Annotated in this window: 16 protein-coding genes; 7 read left to right on the top strand and 9 right to left on the bottom strand. The window is 72.7% G+C overall.

The window, feature by feature from the left end:
- Positions 1-179: 179 nt before the first annotated feature.
- Positions 180-770: a response regulator gene (locus IO36_RS26695; protein WP_078943455.1), complete on the top strand. Its 591-nt coding sequence runs from the start codon at positions 180-182 to the stop codon at positions 768-770.
- Here IO36_RS26695 and IO36_RS26690 read toward each other — a convergent pair.
- From IO36_RS26690 to IO36_RS26670, 5 genes are all read right to left on the bottom strand, one after another.
- A complete protein-coding gene (locus IO36_RS26690) occupies positions 760-1608 on the bottom strand; it encodes a hypothetical protein (protein WP_051900965.1) in 849 nt (282 codons plus the stop codon). The two genes, IO36_RS26695 and IO36_RS26690, sit on opposite strands and share 11 nt — an antisense overlap.
- On the bottom strand, positions 1608-2147 hold the full coding sequence (locus IO36_RS26685; protein WP_037623504.1) for a SigE family RNA polymerase sigma factor: 540 nt from the start codon (positions 2145-2147) through the stop codon (positions 1608-1610). Before IO36_RS26685 ends, IO36_RS26690 begins: the two co-directional genes overlap by 1 nt.
- Before the next feature lie 51 nt (positions 2148-2198).
- Positions 2199-3626: an MFS transporter gene (locus IO36_RS26680; RefSeq protein ID WP_037623503.1), complete on the bottom strand. Its 1428-nt coding sequence runs from the start codon at positions 3624-3626 to the stop codon at positions 2199-2201.
- Between the two features lie 134 nt (positions 3627-3760).
- Entirely contained in the window at positions 3761-4954 is a 1194-nt protein-coding gene (locus IO36_RS26675; RefSeq protein ID WP_037623502.1) for a lipid-transfer protein, read from the bottom strand.
- 9 nt (positions 4955-4963) lie between these two features.
- Positions 4964-7315, bottom strand: a complete 2352-nt coding sequence (locus tag IO36_RS26670; protein ID WP_037623501.1) for an acyl-CoA dehydrogenase family protein — start codon at positions 7313-7315, stop codon at positions 4964-4966.
- A gap of 348 nt (positions 7316-7663) precedes the next feature.
- Here IO36_RS26670 and IO36_RS26665 point away from each other — a divergent pair, with 348 nt between their 5' ends.
- The 5 genes from IO36_RS26665 to IO36_RS26645 all read left to right on the top strand — a co-directional run bounded on the left by IO36_RS26665 (position 7664) and on the right by IO36_RS26645 (position 13271).
- Complete coding sequence (locus IO36_RS26665; protein ID WP_037623500.1) at positions 7664-9409, top strand: MFS transporter; 1746 nt, start codon at positions 7664-7666, stop codon at positions 9407-9409.
- 121 nt (positions 9410-9530) lie between these two features.
- Positions 9531-10181, top strand: a complete 651-nt coding sequence (locus tag IO36_RS26660; protein WP_037623499.1) for a class I SAM-dependent methyltransferase — start codon at positions 9531-9533, stop codon at positions 10179-10181.
- A gap of 22 nt (positions 10182-10203) precedes the next feature.
- On the top strand, positions 10204-11172 hold the full coding sequence (locus tag IO36_RS26655) for an N-acetylmuramoyl-L-alanine amidase (protein WP_037623498.1): 969 nt from the start codon (positions 10204-10206) through the stop codon (positions 11170-11172).
- 205 nt (positions 11173-11377) lie between these two features.
- Positions 11378-12145 (top strand): DUF5336 domain-containing protein, encoded by a 768-nt coding sequence (locus tag IO36_RS26650; protein WP_037623497.1) that lies wholly within the window; start codon positions 11378-11380, stop codon positions 12143-12145.
- A gap of 115 nt (positions 12146-12260) precedes the next feature.
- Positions 12261-13271, top strand: coding sequence for an LLM class F420-dependent oxidoreductase (locus IO36_RS26645; RefSeq protein ID WP_037623496.1), 1011 nt, complete (start codon positions 12261-12263; stop codon positions 13269-13271).
- Between the two features lie 28 nt (positions 13272-13299).
- Here IO36_RS26645 and IO36_RS26640 read toward each other — a convergent pair whose 3' ends face one another.
- Positions 13300-13863 (bottom strand): hypothetical protein, encoded by a 564-nt coding sequence (locus tag IO36_RS26640; RefSeq protein WP_037623495.1) that lies wholly within the window; start codon positions 13861-13863, stop codon positions 13300-13302.
- A gap of 204 nt (positions 13864-14067) precedes the next feature.
- Here IO36_RS26640 and IO36_RS26635 point away from each other — a divergent pair, with 204 nt between their 5' ends.
- Positions 14068-14361, top strand: coding sequence for a hypothetical protein (locus tag IO36_RS26635; RefSeq protein WP_037623494.1), 294 nt, complete (start codon positions 14068-14070; stop codon positions 14359-14361).
- 76 nt (positions 14362-14437) lie between these two features.
- Here IO36_RS26635 and IO36_RS26630 read toward each other — a convergent pair whose 3' ends face one another.
- The 3 genes from IO36_RS26630 to IO36_RS26620 are packed head-to-tail and all read right to left on the bottom strand — an operon-like array spanning position 14438 to position 17729.
- Positions 14438-15520, bottom strand: a complete 1083-nt coding sequence (locus tag IO36_RS26630) for a prenyltransferase/squalene oxidase repeat-containing protein (protein WP_037623493.1) — start codon at positions 15518-15520, stop codon at positions 14438-14440.
- Entirely contained in the window at positions 15517-16266 is a 750-nt protein-coding gene (locus IO36_RS26625; protein WP_037623492.1) for a class I SAM-dependent methyltransferase, read from the bottom strand. The genes IO36_RS26630 and IO36_RS26625 overlap by 4 nt, the downstream gene beginning before the upstream one ends.
- Positions 16260-17729 carry a glycosyltransferase family 4 protein gene (locus tag IO36_RS26620; protein WP_037623491.1) on the bottom strand — a complete coding sequence of 490 codons (1470 nt, stop codon included), beginning with the start codon at positions 17727-17729 and terminating at the stop codon, positions 16260-16262. The genes IO36_RS26625 and IO36_RS26620 overlap by 7 nt, the downstream gene beginning before the upstream one ends.
- Positions 17730-17991 lie beyond the last annotated feature (262 nt).

Here is a 17991-nt window from a genome sequence, read left to right as displayed (position 1 = left end):
CGGACGTCGTTCGATCGATATACCGAACTCATTCCCGGTCGAAATTCCGAACGTTTGCGGAAAGCGGCCCGAGCCGGGAACGACAAAGGGGAGCGGTGAATTCCGAGGCGATTATTTGCCCGCGCGCGCGGGGGCGGACCGCGCGCCCGTCCCGCCTTACGCTGGGCCGCGTGAACGAGATGCCCCGGGACCACCGGCCCGCCAAGTCCGTCCGTGTCCTGCTCGCCGAGGACCAGCAGATGATGCGCGGGGCGCTCGCCCTGCTGCTCGGCATGGAGCCGGACATCGAGGTCGTCGCCCAGGTGTCCGCGGGGGACGAGATCGTGGACGCGGTGCTGACCGGGCGGCCCGATGTGGCCCTGCTGGACATCGAGTTGCCGGGGATGAGCGGACTGGACGCCGCCGCCGCGCTGCGGGAGCAGGCGCCCGACTGCCGGGTGCTGATCCTCACCACCTTCGGCCGCCCCGGCTATCTGCGCCGGGCCATGGAGGCGGGTGCCGCCGGGTTCCTGGTCAAGGACGGCCCAGTGGAGGAACTGGCCGAGGCGATCCGGCGGGTGCTGACCGGGGAGACGGTCATCGACCCGGCGCTCGCCGCCGCCGCGCTGAGCGCCGGGCCCAGTCAGGACACGGACGGACTTGGCGGGCCGGTGGTCCCGGGGCATCTCGTTCACGCGGCCCAGCGTAAGGCGGGACGGGCGCGCGGTCCGCCCCCGCGCGCGCCCCCCCCCCCCCCCCGTTCCCTCCCCCGCCCGCGCGCTACTTCGTGACCTTCGCCGTACCCGACGAGTAGTGCTTGCCCTCGGGTGCCACGCAGGTGAACCAGTCCGGCTGGGAGCCGTCCACCGGACGGATCAGGTCCTCCGTCTCCAGGCCGATGCCGGTCCCCGGCGACGCCTTCCCGGCCGTGATCGTGGTGCCGTCGTCCCAGGTGCAGGTGACCTCCTTGGCGGTCGGGGCGACCTTGCCGATCACGAGCCGCTGGGAGGTCCTCGCCGAAGCGCCGCCGCCGAGGTTCAGCGGGCCCGAGAAGGACTCGATGTCCCGGCCCGCGAGCGAGTCGCCCTTCTCGACGGCCCCGTCCACCACGGTCGTCGACCCCTGGTCCTCCAGGCTGAGACGGACGAACACCCAGCCCTTGCCGACGAGGTCGGAGGCGACCTCGGTGCCCGTCGGCGTGAGGGCGTACTCGCTCATCCTGGACCGCTGGTACTGCGCCTCCCGCTCGTTCTTCGGCGCCCCCCACACGACGACCTTGACGCTCCACTCCTTCCCGTGCACCGTCCCGCGCCCGATGCTGGTCTCCTGCGGGTCGTACACGTGCCGCTGCTCGGGCGTCGACGGCACGCTCACGGCCGGAACGGCCCGGCGGCCCCCGTCGTCCCCGCGCCATCCCCCCGCCAGCGCCAGCGTTCCCGTGGTGCCCGCGACCACCAGGGCGGCGGCCGCCGCCACGGCCCAGCGGCGCGCCTTGCGACGCCGGCCGCCGCGCACGACCGCCTGGTAGGGGGCCGTGCCGATCTCGACCTCGTCCGCCGCACGGGCCAGCAGGAAGGCGATGTCCGCGTCGCTCGCCATGTCGTGGTGCGTCTCCCGGTTCGTGCCCATCAGTTCCGCCCTCCGTCCGTCACCGTGTCCGCCAGTCCCGGCACGACCCGGAGTTTCGCGATCCCCTTGGCCGCGTTGCTCTTCACCGATCCCACCGAGCAGCCCATGGCCTCCGCCGCCTGGCTCTCGCTCAGGTCCTCCCAGTAGCGCAGGACCACCGCCTGGCGCTGCCGCGGGGGCAGCCCGGCCAGGGCCTTGACCAGCGCGCCGCGGTCGTCGGCGCGGCCGATCGGGTCACTGCTGTCGGGGACCTCGCGGTTCAGCCCCGAGTCGTCCTTCGGCGCGAGGAACTCCTTGAGTTTCCTGCGGTGTCTTCGGGCGTGCGCGTTGATCATCACGCGCCGCACGTACGCCTCCGGGTCGTCGGCCGAACCGACCCTGCGCCACGCCACGTACACCTGCTCCAGCGTCGTCTGGACCAGGTCCTCGGCGGCGTGCTGCTCCCCCGTCAGAAGGAACGCCGTACGCATCAGCCGCGGCCAGCGGCCGACGACGAAGCCCTGGAACTCCGTGTCCCGGGCCTGTTTCCGATCCCCCATGAGCACCTCCTAGATGACTGAAGGAGTCCGCGGGCACCGGATTTCGTTGCCTCACCGCCGGGAGATTCTCCGCGGCAGCCACAGCAGCATCAGCAGGGCCCCGGCCAGCAGCATCACCCCGCTGACACGGAACGCCAGCGCGTACCCGGCGGTCAGGTCCTCCCCCGAGACGCTGTCCCCGGTCCGGCTCGCCGCGATCGTGGACATGATGGCGAGCCCCAGTGAACCGCCCATCACCCGGGAGGTGTTGACCAGTCCCGACACCACCCCCGCGTCCTCCGGCGCCGCGCCCGAGGTGGCGAGCGAGGCCAGCGGAGTCGCGGCGAGACCGGCACCGGCCATCATCAGGACGCCGGGGAGCATGATCGCCGTCAGGAACGGGCCGTCGGCCGTCATGGCCGACTGCCAGAAGAAGCCGGCCGCGGCCAGCAGCGTGCCGAGGACGGCCGTGCTGCGCGCGCCGACGACCGGCATGAGACGGGGCGCCGACTTCGAGCCGACGACCACGGCGAGCGAGCTCGGCACCAGGGCGAGGCCCGCGTCCAGCGGCGAGTAGCCGAGCACGTTCTGCGCGTACAGCGTCATGAAGAACCACATGCAGAACATCGCCGAGCCGGAGACGAACATGGCGCTGTTCGCCGACGCCACCGACCGCAGCCGCAGCAGCTTCAGCGGCATCAGCGGCGCCTCGGTGCGGGCCTCGACGGCCAGGAAGAGCCCGATGAGGGCGACGCCCGCGCACAGCGGCACGAGCGTCCGGGGCGCGGCCCAGCCCTCGGCCTCCGTCTGCACGATCCCGTAGGCCAGGGTCGCGAGCCCCGCCGTCACCAGGACCGCGCCCGGCAGGTCGAGCCGTCGCCGGTCCCCGGCCCGGCTCTCCACCAGCCGGGACGCGGCCCCGGCCAGCACGAGCGCGCCGACGGGCACGTTGATGAGGAGGACCCAGCGCCACGACAGCCCGTCGACCAGCAGTCCGCCGACGAGTCCGCCCGCCGCGCCGCCACCGGCGCCCACCGCGGTCCAGGTCGCGATGGCCCGCGCCCGGGCGGCCCCCTCGGGAACGGCCGACGTCAGGATCGTCAGGGTCGAGGGCGCGAGGACCGCGGCCCCCAGGCCCTGCGCGGCGCGCGCGAGCAGGAGTTGGGTGCCTTCCTGGGCGAGTCCCCCGGCCGCCGAGGCGAGCGTGAACAGCGCGAGCCCCACCAGGAACATCCGCTTGCGCCCGTAGAGGTCGCCGGCCCGCCCGCCGAGCAGCATGAACCCGGCGAAGGCGATCGAGTAGGCGTTCACCACCCACTGCAGTCCGGAGGCGCTCAGCCCGAGGTCGGTCCGCATGGAGGGCAGGGCCACGTTGACGACGGACACGTCCAGCACGACCAGGAACTGTCCGGCGCACGCGAGCGCGATCACCATCCACGTGGGCGGGGCGGTACGGGCGGGGGTCCGGGTGTCCTCGGCGGCACGGAGCATGACCGTCATGCTCTCAACCCGGTTACGGTCCTTGCATCAGGATTTCGGCCCAGGCGGGCGTACGGCAGGGGACCTAGGACCTGGGTGGATGCGGGCGCCCGTCCGGGGTGGCCGGAGACCCGAGTCACCGGCCCTCCACCCCCTCAGGCTCCCCCGCGCAGCAGCGTGACCACCGCCGCGCCGCCCAGGCCGATGTTGTGGGCGAGTCCGACCCGGGCGTCCGGGACCTGCCTCGCTCCGGCCTGGCCCCGCAGCTGCCAGACCAGTTCGGCCACCTGGGCGATCCCCGTCGCTCCCAGCGGATGCCCCTTCGAGATCAGCCCGCCGGAGGGGTTCACCACCCAGCGTCCGCCGTAGGTCGTCGCTCCCGACTCGACCAGCGGGCCCGACGCGCCCTCCGCGCACATGCCGAGCGCCTCGTAGGTCAGCAGTTCGTTGACGGAGAAGCAGTCGTGGAGCTCCACGACGTCCACGTCCTCGATGCCGAGCCCGGAGCGCTCGTAGACGCGGCGCGCGGCCTCCCTCGACATCGGGAGGCCCACGACGTCGATGCAGGAGCCCGAGGCGAAGGACTCCTCGGTGTCGGTGGTCATCGCCTGGGCGACGATCTCGACGGCCCGGGCCTCCAGACCGCGCCGCTCGGCGAACCGTTCGGACACGACGACGGCCGCGGCGGCCCCGTCCGAGGTGGGCGAGCACTGGAGCCGGGTGAGCGGCCGGTGCACGGCCTTGGCCGCGAGGACCTCGTCCACGGAGTACACGTCCTGGAACTGCGCGTACGGGTTGTGCGCCGAGTGCCGGTGGTTCTTGGCGCCGACGGCGGCGAGCTGGGCCTCGGTCGTGCCGTACCGCTCCATGTGCTCGCGAGCCGCGTCGCCGAAGATCTGCGCGGTGGGCGGGGACATCTCGAAGCCGTGCCGGGCGGCCATGACCCCGTAGTGCCGGGCGACGGGCGAGGCGGCGAAGTCCCCGCCGTCGGCGCCCGATCCGAGCGAACCGCGTTTCATCTTCTCGAAGCCCACCGCGAGGACGCAGTCGCTGAGGCCGCCCTCCACGAACTGCCGGGCCAGCATCAACGCACTGGCTCCCGTGGCGCAGTTGTTGTTGACGTTGTACACGGGCACACCGGTCAGGCCGAGTTCGTAGGCGGCACGTTGGCCGGCCGTGGAGGGCTGGAAGCAGTGACCGACGGGGACCTGTTCCACGTCGGTGTACTGGATCCCGGCGTCCGCGAGGGCGGCGGTCCCGGCCTCGCGGACCATGTCCCAGTACTGCCACTCCCGGGTCTCGGGCTTCTCGAACCTGGTCATGCCGACCCCGACGACGTACGTCCTCATGGCGTGCTCCTAGTCCCGCGGCAGGCCGAGCAGACGCTCGGCGACGACGTTGAGCTGGACCTGGGTGGTGCCGCCCGCGATGGTCAGGCACCGGGAGAGCAGGAATCCGTGCACCGCCCGGGCGCCGGGGCCCTCGCACAACGCGCCTTCGGGTCCGAGGAGTTCGAGGGCGAGCTCGGCGACCTTCTGCTGGTGCGCGGTCTGTACGAGTTTGCGGACGGAGGCCCCCGCGCCCGGCTCCGCGCCGGCGACCCGGCGGAGCGTGGTGCGCAGGGTGACGCAGGCCAGCGCGTGCGCCTCGGCCAGCAGCGCGCCCAGCCGGGCGGTGTCCACGTCGGCCGGTATCAGTGCCTCCAGTCCGGTGTCGAAGGTCAACTGGTCGGCCATGTGGATGCGTTCGTCGCCCAGGGTGGTGCGGGCGACCCGCCAGCCGTCGTCGACCGCGCCGACGACGGCGTCCGCCGGCAGCAGCACGTCGTCGAACCAGACCTCGTTGAAGAGGGAGTCGCCGGTGATCTCCTTCAGCGGGCGGATGTCGATGCCCGCCGTGTTCTTCATGTCGACGACGAAGTAGGTGAGTCCCCGGTGCTTGGGCGCGGCCGGGTCGGTGCGGGCGAGGAGGATCCCGTGGTCGGCCCACTGTGCCGCGCTCGTCCACACCTTCTGTCCGTTGACCCGCCAGCGCCCGTCGGGCGTGCGTTCGGCGCGGGTCCGCAGGGAGGCGAGGTCGGATCCGGCGCCGGGCTCCGAGAAGAGCTGGCACCACCGCAGGTCGCCGCGCAGGGTGGGCAGCAGATAGCGCTCCAGCTGCCGGGGGTTCCCGTGCGCGATGAGCGAGGGCACGACCCAGGTCGCGATCCCGAGGTCGCTGATCCGCACGCCGGCCGCCGCCAGCTCCTGCTGCACGGCGAGCTGTTGGACCGGCCCCGCGCCGAGGCCGTGGGGCGGGGGCAGGTGCGGGGCCGCGTACCCGGTGGGCGCGAGTTCCCTGCGGGCCTCGGCCGGACCCAGCCCGCGCACCCGGTCGATCACCGCACGGGCCTCGTCCCGGTAGCCGCTCGCCTCCGGGGGCAGTTCGAGGCGCAGCTCGCGGCGCACGCCGTCGCGCGCGAGCCGTACCGCCCGCCGCAGGTGCGTGCTCCCGGCCCCGAGCAACTGCCGTGCCACCAGGGCCCGGCGCAGATACAGATGGGCGTCGTGCTCCCAGGTGAAGCCGATGCCGCCGAGGATCTGGACGCAGTCCTTGGCGCACGAGCAGGCGGCCTCGAGGGCGGTGCCGGCGGCCAGCGAGGACACCAACTCCCGTACCTCTGGGCTCTCCTGGGCGGCGCGCGCCGCGTCCCAGGTGAGCGCCCGCGCCTGTTCCAGCCGCAACAGCATGTCGGCGCACAGGTGCTTGACGCCCTGGAAGTGTCCGATGGGGCGGCCGAACTGCTCACGGGTCCGGGCGTGCGCCGCGGCCGTGTCCAGCGACCAGGCCGCGGTGCCGCAGGCGTCCGCGGCGAGCACGACGGCGGCGAGGTCCCCGACCAGGGAGCAATCGACCGCGAGGAGGCGGTCCCCGGGGACGTGCAGCCCCCGGGCCCGGACCTCCGCGGTCGCCCGGGTCGGATCGGCACAGTCGTGCGCCCGGACGTCCAGCCCGCCGACGTCCACGACGAACCAGAGAACGCGCCCACCGCCCCCGGCGCCCTCCGCGGAGCCGACACCCCCAGCAGCGGCCCCCATGGGCCCGCCACTCCGACCAGTCGCCCGCACGACCCCGGCACCCCCGCCGAGAACCTCGCCGGACACGGCACTGTCGCCGGAGGCGCCAGGAGAGCAGGTCGATCCCCCCTCGTCGCACCTCGCCGCCAGCACCAGCACGTCCGCGTCGGCGCCGGACAGGACCGGTGGCGCCATCCCGTCCAGGACATAGCCGCCGTCCACCGCCCGGGCGGTCAGCGCCCCTGCGCCGAACGCGACGGCGCCGATCCGCTCCCCGCCGCCCAGCTCACGCAACAGGCCGACGCGGCCCGGCGCCCGTACGGACCCGGCCGCCTCGCCCGGCCCGCCACCGCGCTCCGCGATCAGCACCGCGGACGCCAGGACGTGCGCCACGAACGGCCCGGGCAGCGCGGCCCGTGCCGCCTCCTCCACCGCGACGGCGAGGTCGACGAGATCGCCGCCTCCCCCGCCGCAGACCTCGGGAAGGTGCACGGCGAGCAGCCCCTGCGCGGCGAGCGCGTCCCAGAACGGCGGCCTGCCGCCGACCGGGGCGTCCAGGAGCTTGCGGACCTCCTCGGCCGGCACGGCGCGGGCGATCCACCCGCGCACGGCCTCGGCCAGCTCCCCCTGCTCCGGTGTGACCGCGATGCCCATGTGTGCCTCCCGAAAGGCCCAAGGTGCGTGGATCCACTGGACCCGAGGCGGCGCGCGGGTCCACCGGCGACCCGAGGTGCGCGGATCCGCGCCAGACTAGAACACGTTCCATTCTGACGGTAGGTCAGATACCCATGGATCGGTCAAGAATTCGTTAGTACGCCGAAGCATCGGAATAGTTGCCCAGGCGCACCGGGTTCCCCCTGCACGTACCCGCGTGGATCACCCGACCGACGTCACCGCATCCCCCTGGATCACCCGACCGACCGTCCCCGCATTCCGCACGGACCACCCCACCCCTCCTCTCTCCCGAGAGCTCGCTTTCCTACGGCCTGGAGGCCCCCCGCAATGACGCACACGACGAACGGCGGACCCGCACGGAGGCCGGGCGGCGCGACCGTGCCGGTGCTCGCCTTCGCGGGCATCGTCGTCGCGGTCATGCAGACCCTGCTCGTCCCGGTCATCAAGGACCTGCCGACGCTGCTGGACACCGCGCCCAGCAACGCCACCTGGGTCCTGACCTCGACCCTGCTCTCGGGCGCCGTGGCCACGCCGATCATGGGCCGCCTCGGCGACCTCTACGGCAAGCGGCGCATGCTCCTCACCAGCCTGGCCGTGATGGTGGCCGGCGCCCTGGTCAGCGCGCTGAGCAGCACCCTCCTGCCGATGATCGCCGGCCGTACCCTCCAGGGCTTCGCGATGGGCGCGATCCCGCTGGGCATCGGCCTGATGCGCGACATGCTGCCCCGCGAGAAGCTCGGCTCCGCGATGGCGCTGATGAGCTCCTCGATCGGCGTCGGCGGCGGACTCGCGCTGCCCGCCGCGGCCCTCGTCGCCCAGCACGCCGACTGGCACGCCCTCTTCTACGGCGCCGCCGGGCTCGGCGTCCTGTCCATCGCCCTCACCCTCCTCGTCGTACCGGAGTCCCCGATGCGCGCCGAGGGCACCTTCGACGTGCTGGGCGCGATCGGCCTGTCCGCCGGACTGGTGCTCTTCCTGCTGCCGATCACCAAGGGCAGCGACTGGGGCTGGACCGACCCGACCACGCTCGGCCTGTTCGCCGCCTCGGCCGTCGTCCTCCTGCTGTGGGGCGTGATGGAGCTGCGCCTGAAGGCCCCGCTGGTCGACCTGCGCACCACCGCCCGGCCCGCGGTCCTCTTCACCAACCTCGCCTCGATCATGGTCGGCGTCTCGTTCTACGTCGTCTCCCTGGTCCTGCCGCAGCTCCTCCAGCTCCCGACGGCCACCGGTTACGGCCTCGGCCAGTCGATGGTGCGGGCGGGCCTGATCGTGGCCCCGCTCGGTCTGACGATGATGCTCACCGCCCCCGTGTACGCCCGGCTGTCGGCGAAGTACGGCCCGAAGGTCACCCTGATCATCGGCATGGTGATCATCGGGATCGGCTACGGAGCCGGCCTCGGCCTGATGAGCGCCGCCTGGCAGTCCCTGGTCATCGCGGTGATCCTCGGCGCGGGCATCGGCCTCGCCTACTCCTCGCTGCCGGCCCTGATCATCGGCTCCGTCCCGGCCTCGGAGACGGGCGCGGCCAACGGTCTGAACACCCTGATGCGCTCCATCGGCACGTCGGTCTCCAGCGCCGTCATCGGCATGGTGCTCGCCAACACCGCCCACCACGCCGGCGGGGTCGCGATCCCGACGATGCACGGCTTCCGCGTGTCGTTCATGATCGCCACCGGTGCCGTCGCGGCCGGTCTGCTCATGGCACTCTTCCTCCCGGGCCGCCGCCCCGCAACCAAGCCCTCCCTCGTCGCCAGCAGCGAGGAGGACGCGGCCCTGGAGCGGGCGCACGAGATCCTCGGCGGCTTCCACGGCCGGGTCCTGGACACCGACGGCGGCCCTGTCGCCCGCGCCAAGGTCACCCTGATCGACCGGCACGGCCGCCAGGCGGGTGCCACCCACTCCGGCGAGGACGGCAGCTACGCGCTCGCCGTGCCGGCCCGGGGTGCGTACGTGCTCGCCGCCCGGGCGGCCGGCCACGGCCCGCTCGCCGCGTCGGCCACGCACACGGGCGACGACCGTCCGGTCGCCCTCGACCTGTCGCTGCCGGGCGAAAACGCCGACGTCACGGCCTGACGCCCGCACCCGGGCGCCCGCCCCACCCGAAGTGATCATCGCCACCCCCGCCGCCCACGCGGCGGGGGTGTGGTGCACGATGCTCGGCGTACCCGTTGTCCGTCCCGTCGGAGGAGACCCCATGCCCGCGGCACCCAAGCCCGAGATCCTCGCCGCCTTCGAGGCCGCGAAGGGGTTCATGCCGAGCGACGAGGGACTCGCGCTGCACGCGGCCGCCGTCGAGGCAGGACGGCTCGGGCTGCCGCTCCTGGAGGTGGGCACCTACTGCGGCCGTTCCACGATCCTGCTCGCCGACGCGGCCCGCGAGGCCGGGGTGACCGCCGTCACGGTCGACCACCACCGGGGCAGCGAGGAGCAGCAGCCGGGCTGGGAGTACCACGACCCCTCCACGGTCGACCCGGAGATCGGCCTGATGGACACGCTCCCCACCTTCCGCCGCACACTGCACAGGGCGGGCCTGGAGGACCACGTGGTCGCGGTGGTCGGCCGCTCCCCGCAGATCGCCGCGTTCTGGGGCACCCCCCTCGGCCTCGTCTTCATCGACGGGGGCCACACCGACGAGCACGCGAGCGGCGACTACGAGGGCTGGGCGCCGCACGTCGCCGAGGGCGGCCTCCTGGTCATCCACGACGTGTTCCCGGACCCCGTGGACGAGTTCACCGGCCAGGCCCCTTATCGCGTCTGGCTCCGGGCCCTGGAATCGGGCGCCTTCACCGAGATCGCGGTGACCGGCTCGCTGCGCGTCCTGCGGCGAACCGGAGCAGGGATCTGAGCGCACGGTTAGAGTCGCTGACGTGTCGTACGTAGGCCCAGACTTCGAACCGCCCCAGCCGCGCCGCTCCCGGCGCGGACCGCTCACCGTCGCGCTCGCCGCGCTCGTGCCCGGCGCACTGGCCGGCTGGCTGGTGTGGCAGGCCGTGGGAGACCACAAGGAGGGCGGGTCCGACCGGACCGCCTCCGCGGCGTCGTCCTCCACCCCCCGCTCCGCCTCCCCCTCCCCCTCGCGTCCGTCCGCCTCGGCGACGGACGACACCAAACCGGGCACGCCCTCCGCCCCGGCGGCCTCCTCCTCGGCGCCCGTCGTCTCCGGCTCCCTGAAGGGCAAGGTCGTCGTCATCGACCCGGGCCACAACCCGGCCAACTTCCAGCACGCGTCCGAGATCAACCGCAAGGTGAACATCGGAACGAACTGGAAGGAGTGCGACACGACCGGGACGTCGACCAACGCGGGCTACACGGAAGCCCGGTTCACGCTCGACGTGGCGCACCGGATGCGGGACATCCTCGAAAAGCAGGGTGCCACCGTGAAGTTGACCCAGGACGGCGACCGGTCCTTCGGCCCCTGCGTCGACGAGCGGGCCCGCATCGGCAACGCGGCGCACGCGGACGCCGTCGTGTCCATCCACGCCGACGGCTCGGCGGCCGGCAATCGCGGCTTCCATGTGATCCTCCCGGCGTCCGTGCACGCCGGAGCCGCCGACACCCGCCCGATCGCGGCCGCCTCCCGCGACCTGGGCGAGCACATCGCGGGTCTGTTCGTCCGCGAGACGGGCAGCGCACCCTCCAACTACGTCGGCGACGGCACCGGACTGGTGGTCCGTAAGGATCTCGGCGGTCTCAATCTGTCAACGGTTCCGAAGGTGTTCATCGAGTGCGGCAACATGCGCGATACGAAGGACGCTGCGCTGCTCACCAGTGGCGCCTGGCGTGAGAAAGCGGCACGGGGGATCTCTGAAGGAATCGTTGGTTTCCTGCACGGGTAGTGATCTACGGATCCAACCCGGCGACACCCTGATCGTCCGGGCGATAGTGTCGTCCGTACGATAAAGGGCCACCCCCGCGCTTCACACCGAGTCCTGACAACGGGCACCATGTCGGCGACACGGCGCACAGCGATGCCTCACCGATGACGAGACGACTGACGAAGGACCTGAAGTGAATATCCGCTCCCTCACTCGAGGCGACGGCGTGGTGATCGGAGCAGCGGTGTTGCTCTTCATCGCGTCGTTCCTGCACCCCTACTCCGTTTCCGGGTTCACCTACGACGCGAACGCCTGGGACAGCCTCGGCGATGGCATGGGCGTCTACATGGGTGGAGTCGTCGGCGCCGCCCTGATCGTCGTCAACCGCTGCCTGCCGCAGCCGCGCAAGGTCCTCGGCCTCGACCTGGGTGCCATCGGCGTGGCCTTCACGGTGCTGGTCGCCTGGATCATGTTCTGGACCATCGTCGACACCCCGGACCGGATGGACGCCGCCGCGGGTATCATCCTCGGCTTCATCGCCGCCCTGGCCCTGGCCGGCGCGGCCGTCGCGACCCCGCTCGTCCCCGCCCTGCAGGCCGCCCTCGTGGGCGCCCCGGCCCCGCACGCCCCGGCTCCCTACGGCGGTCAGCCTGGGGGCGGTTACGGCTACCCGGGCGCCGGCCAGCCCGGCCAGCCCGGCCAGCCGTCCTTCGGCGGTCAGCCCTCGCAGCCCGCGCAGCCGTTCGGCGGACAGCCGAGCCAGCCGTCGGCGCCGCAGACGCAGACCCCGGCCCAGGACTTCTCGCCGTTCTGGTTCGCCGTTCCGGTCGCGCGGCCGCTGTTCTCGGAGGACGGCGCGCAGTCGCCGATCGCCGAACTGGCGCCGGGCACCTGGTACCTGGCCGTCGAGCAGCGTGGCGCGACCATCGTGGCGCAGACGCAGGACGGCCGCCGCGGTGTGCTCCAGGACACCTCAGGGATCCAGCGCGGCTGATCCGCCCGCCCCTCGCGCTTCGGCCCCTCGCCCTTTCCGGCGGGGGGCCGTTGTCGTACAGTCGCAGCGCACCCCGTGACTGACGGTTCGTCAGAACGCTGCCTCTGGAGGCGACATGCGGCTCGGTCTCGCGCTCGGCTACTGGGGACGCGGCCCCTCGGCGGACCATGTACCGCTCGCCGTGGAGGCGGAACGGCTCGGCTACGACTCGGTGTGGACCGCGGAGTCCTGGGGCTCGGACGCGTTCACCCCGCTCACCTGGATCGCCGCGCGGACCACGCGGATCCGGCTCGGCACCGCCGTCGCGCAGATGGCCGCCCGCTCCCCCACCACCACCGCGATGCACGCGCTCACCCTCGACCATCTCTCGGGCGGGCGCATGATGCTCGGCCTCGGCCTGTCGGGGCCCCAGGTCGTCGAGGGCTGGTACGGCAGGCCGTTCCCGAAGTCCCCGCTGACCGCGACCCGGGAGTACGTCGACGTCGTGCGCCAGGTCCTCAGGCGCGAGGGGCCGGTCGAGCTCGACGGACGCTTCCACTCCCACCCCTACCGGGGCGCCGACGGCACCGGGCTCGGCAAGGCCCTGAAGCCGATCACACACCCGCTGCGGGCCGGACTGCCGCTGCTGCTCGGCGCGGAGGGGCCGAAGAACATCGCGCAGACGACCCGGATCGCGGACGGCTGGCTCCCGCTGTACTGGTCGCCGACGCGCCCGCAGGCGTACGAGGCCTCGCTGACCGAGCTGCCCGAGGGCTTCCTCGTCGCGCCGATGGCCCGTGCGCAGGTCTGCGACGACGTGGCCGACGGGCTGCTGCCGGTCAAGGTGATGCTCGGCTTCTACATCGGCGGGATGGGGCACGCGGCCCGCAACTTCCACGCCGACCTGATGGCCCGGATGGGCTACGAGGAGGAGGCCCGCCGGATCCAGCGGCTCTTCCTGGAGGGGCGCCGGGAGGACGCCGTACGGGCCGTCCCGGACGCCTTCGCGGACGAGATCTCGCTCGTCGGACCGCGTGAACGGATCGCCGAGCGGCTCGAGCTGTGGCGCAAGGGCCCGGTGACCGACCTGCTGGTCCTGTCCCCGGACCAGCGCACCCTGCGCGTACTGGCCGAGCTGAACTCCTAGGGCGGGTCCACCTGTTCGGTCCCGGCCGCTAACCACCGCTGAGCTGCGAGGCCGACGGCACCTTGTCCTTGACCTCGGCGCCCGCGCTCTTCCCCGCCGCCTTGACCTGGTTGATGACGTCGTCGAAGGAGTTCACGACGGAGTCGGTGGACTCGCCCTTGCGCAGCTTGGCGGGCAGGCCCTTGAGCGCGGCGATCCCCGCGGCGAGCGGGGCGACGGCCTTGGACAGCGCGGGGTCGCCCTCGGCGTTCTTCGAGGCGGCCTTGAGCCGGTTGTAGGCGAAGACACCGGCGAGTCCGGCCTTCACCAGCGCCAGTCGGCGGCCCTTGGCGCCCTTCTTGAACTTGCCGGCCTTCCAGGGCTTCACGATCCACTGGTAGGTGGCCCCGGCCGCGAGCCCGGCGTTCGCCACGAAGCGGGTCTTGGCGAACTTCTGCTTCTGGGCCGACGTGGTCGGCGAGGGGGTGGCGGCCATCTGCGCCACGGCGGCCGTGTCCCGGCCGCCGGATCCGCCGCCGCAGGCCGTGGCACCGGCGATCAGCGCGCAGGAGAGGGTCAGCGCCACGATCAGACGCCGTATCGGTAGGGGCACGGGATCCTCCGGATGAGGGGACGGTTCTCCCCGGTCCGCCGGTCCCGCCGGGAAGGGGCGGACACGGCTTCTCCCCGGTCCGCCGGTGCTCACCCCGCGCGGCAGGACGCGGCTCTCCCCCGCAGCCTCACCCGGCCCCGGCAACGGCGCCACCCGGCGGGACCGTTCGGGTTTCATCCGGGGCGGACGGGCAATCCGCTGGACATGTCCCCTAGATATCGCAACGGCTCGAATCAGGCGGGGACGGTCATCGCGATCGTCGCGGACGTCATGGCCGTCATCCTCGGTCTCTGGATCCTGATGTATCTGCTCGACGCCAATCGTGGCAACGATCTCGTGCAGTTCATCCACAGCACAGCGGCCTGGCTGGCCGGCTGGTCGCGCGACCTGTTCACCTTCGACAAGGAGTGGGCGCGGGTCGTCGCCGGCTACGGTCTCGCCGCCGTCGTCTACCTGTTCATCGGCCACGCGGTGGCCAACCGCATCCACCGCCACTGACGGGCACCCGCGGCCGGGAGCACCGGGCGCGTGCCGAAGGTCCGGACGGTCCCGGCGGCCGGGACCGTCCGGGCCTTCAGCGCGCGGACGTGCAGCAGTCGGGGTCCAGGCCCGCGGGCAGGCGCTCGCCGCCGAAGACCGCGCAGGTGGGCTCGTCGCCGCCGAGCGCGGCGACCGCCAGCAGCAGGGAGCCCGCCGTCCAGCTGGTGAGCTCCTCGGGCCACACGGCCCGGTCCTCGAAGACGTAACCCGTCCAGTACAGACCGGACTTCGGATCACGCAGGTGCTGGATGGACTGGAGGATCTCCAGAGCCCGGTCGGACTCGCCCACCGCCCACAGGGCCAGGGCCAGTTCGGCCGACTCGCCGCCGGTCACCCACGGGTTGGGCACCACGCAGCGGACCCCGAGGCCGGGCACGACGAAGCGCTCCCAGCCCTCCTCTATACGGGACTTGGCCTCGGCACCCGTCAGGGCGCCGCCGAGGACGGGGTAGTACCAGTCCATGGAGTAGCGGTTCTTGTCCAGGAACCGCTCCGGGTGCCGACGGATCGCGTGCCGCAGCGCGCCGACCGCGAGTTCCCAGTCGGGCTGCGGCTCCTCGCGCTGTTCGGCGATGGCGAGCGCGCAGCGCAGCGCGTGGTGGACGGACGAACTGCCGGTCAGCAGCGCGTCCTCGACCGCCCGTCCGTCGTCCTCGCGCTTCCAGCCGATCTGTCCGCCGGGCTGCTGGAGCCGCAGCACGAACTCCACGGCCGCGGAGACCGCGGGCCACATGCGGTCCAGGAACACGTCGTCGCCGGTCGCCAGGTAGTGGTGCCAGACGCCGACCGCGATGTAGGCGCAGAAGTTCGTCTCGCGGCCGCGGTCGGTGACGTCCTCGAAGTCCCCGTCGGCGTAGGCCGCGTACCAGGAACCGTCCTCGTTCTGGTGCCGGGCCAGCCACTCGTAGGCCCGCTCGGCCGCCTCGTGCTCGCCGGCCGCGTCGAGCGCCATGGCGGCCTCGGTGTGGTCCCACGGGTCGAGGTGGTGGCCGCGGAACCACGGGATGGCTCCGTCGGGGCGCTGCACCGCGAGGATTCCGCGCACGGTGGCGGCGGCCTCCTCGGCGGTGAGGACCCCGGGCAGGACGAGGTGTTCTGTCCGCCGGGGAGTGGTCACGTGGCGTCCGCCTCGGCGGCGGCCGTCTTCGGCAGGTGCGGCTTGGTCGCGTAGGCCACGAAGCTCTTGCCGATGAGCGGGTTCAGCGCCTGCTCGACGACCCGGGTGGCCAGCGGCTTCTTCATGATGTCCCAGACCAGCAGCTTGTGGTACGCGCGCACCGGCAGCGCCTTGTCGTTGTCGACGCCGAACGCGCACTTCAGCCACCAGTACGGCGAGTGCAGCGCGTGCGCGTGGTGCGAGCCGTAGGGCCGCAGACCGGCCTCGCGGATCTTCCCGAGCAGTTCGTCCGCCTTGTAGATGCGGATGTGGCCGCCCTCGACCTCGTGGTAGGCGTCGGACAGCGCCCAGCAGACCTTCTCCGGGCCGTAGCGCGGCACCGTGATCGCGATGCGCCCGCCCGGCTTGAGCACCCGGACCATCTCGGCGAGGACGCCCTTGTCGTCCGGGATGTGCTCCATGACCTCGGAGATGATCACGACGTCGAAGGACTCGTCGGGGAAGGGCAGCGCGAGCGCGTCGCCCTCCATGGCGGTCGCGGTGGCACCCGCGGGCGCCTCCCCGGCCTCCTTCATCGCCGCGAACCACTTCGCGACCTCGCGGATCTCGTCGGCGTTCTGGTCAAGGGCTACGACCTGGGCTCCCCGTCGGTAGCACTCGAACGCGTGCCGGCCGGCACCGCATCCGAGGTCCAGGACGCGGTCGCCGGGGGCGAGCGGGAACCGGGAGAAGTCGACGGTCAGCACGTGGCCCTGCTTTCGCGGTTGGCTGCAACTAGTTCTTCGGCGGCGGGAGGGGTGTCCGCGGCCTCGGCGCGGTCGGGGTCCGGGGTCGCCGGGGAGCCGGCGTCCGGCGCGCCGCCGCGCCCGTCGGTGCCCGCGCCGGCCGCGCGCGGGCGGGGCCGGGACGCGGAGTGGGCCATCGCGGCACGGTAGTGGGCCACGGTGCCTTCGGCGGCCTTGGCCCAGGTGAAGCGCGCGAGGACGCGCTCGCGCCCGGCCGAGCCGAGCCGGGCCCGCAGCGCGGGGTCGCCGAGGAGCCGGCCGAGGGCCGCCGCCAGCGCACCCGGGTCGCCGGGCGGCACCGCGAGGCAGGTCTCGCCGTCGGGGCCGGCGACCTCGGGGATCGCTCCGCCGGTGGTGGCCACCAGCGGGGTCCCGGTGGCCATCGCCTCGGCGGCGGGCAGCGAGAAGCCCTCGTAGAGGGAGGGGACGCAGGCGACCTCGGCCGAGCGGACGAGGTCGACGAGCTCGGCGTCGGAGATGCCCTTGACGAACTCGACGGCGTCGTCGAGGCCGTACCGCTCGATGGCCTGGGCGACCGGACCGTCCTCGGCGCGCTTGCCGACGACGACGAGGTGCGCGCCCGGGTGTTCGGTGCGCACCTTGGCGAGCGCCTCGACGAGGAACACCAGGCCCTTGAGCGGCACGTCGGCGCTGGACGTGGTCACGATGCGGCCCGGCACCTGGGGCACGGACGGATCCGGCGAGAAGAGGTCGGTGTCCGCGCCGATGTGGACCACGTGGATGCGGTCCTGGTCCACCTTCAGGTGGTCGACGATCTCCTGGCGGGAGGTGCCGGAGACGGTCAGGACGGACGGCAGGCGGCGCGCGACGCGCTTCTGCATCCGGGTGAAGGCGTACCAGCGGCGGACCGAGGCGCGGCGCTGCCAGCCCTCGGCGGCGTCCAGCTCCAGCTGCCGGTCGACGGTGATGGGGTGGTGGATGGTGGTCACCAGCGGGGCGCCGACGTCCCCCAGCAGGCCGTAGCCGAGGGTCTGGTTGTCGTGGACGACGTCGAACTCGCCGCGCCGGGCGCGCAGATGACGGCGGGCCCGCAGCGAGAAGGTGAGCGGCTCGGGGAAGCCGCCCGTCCACATCGTGCCGACCTCGAGGGCGTCGATCCAGTCCCGGTACTCGTCGCGCGCGGGGGTGCGGAACGGGTCGGGCTGGCGGTAGAGGTCCAGGCTCGGCAGCTCGGTCAGGCTCAGCCCGTCGAGTCCCTCGTCCAGCACGGGGTAGGGCTGGGAGCCGATGACCTCGACACGGTGGCCGAGGCGGGCGAGTTCGCGCGAGAGATGCCGTACGTAGACACCCTGGCCGCCGCAGAACGGGTTTCCCTTGTAGGTCAGGAGCGCGATGCGCAGGGGTCGTTCCCCGTCGGCTGCCGCGCCCTTCCCGGGGTCCGCATCCATGGCCTCAGCGGTCACTTCCGGTCCCCTTCTCCCTGCACTTTCCCGCGAGATTACGCCGGGACGCTAATCTAGAACAAGTTTCAGACTTGATCGTTCACGGAGCACTGAATCTACCGGCAGGTAGCGCCGCTGTGAGCGGTGGATCAGGTGATTCACGCCACGACGGCGCGGCGGAATCGACTGATCCACTCGGTGGTGCCGCACCTGTCGTACCCGCTTCTCGCTCCTCGCTGATGTCACGGAACGGACCCATGCCTGCGGAAGCCAAGGCCGACTC

This window comes from Streptomyces aureus (assembly GCF_000725495.1).
GTDB lineage: Bacteria > Actinomycetota > Actinomycetes > Streptomycetales > Streptomycetaceae > Streptomyces > Streptomyces aureus_B.
The sequence above is the reverse complement of the archived record's forward strand: the minus strand, read 5'-3'. Positions and strand labels throughout refer to the sequence as shown.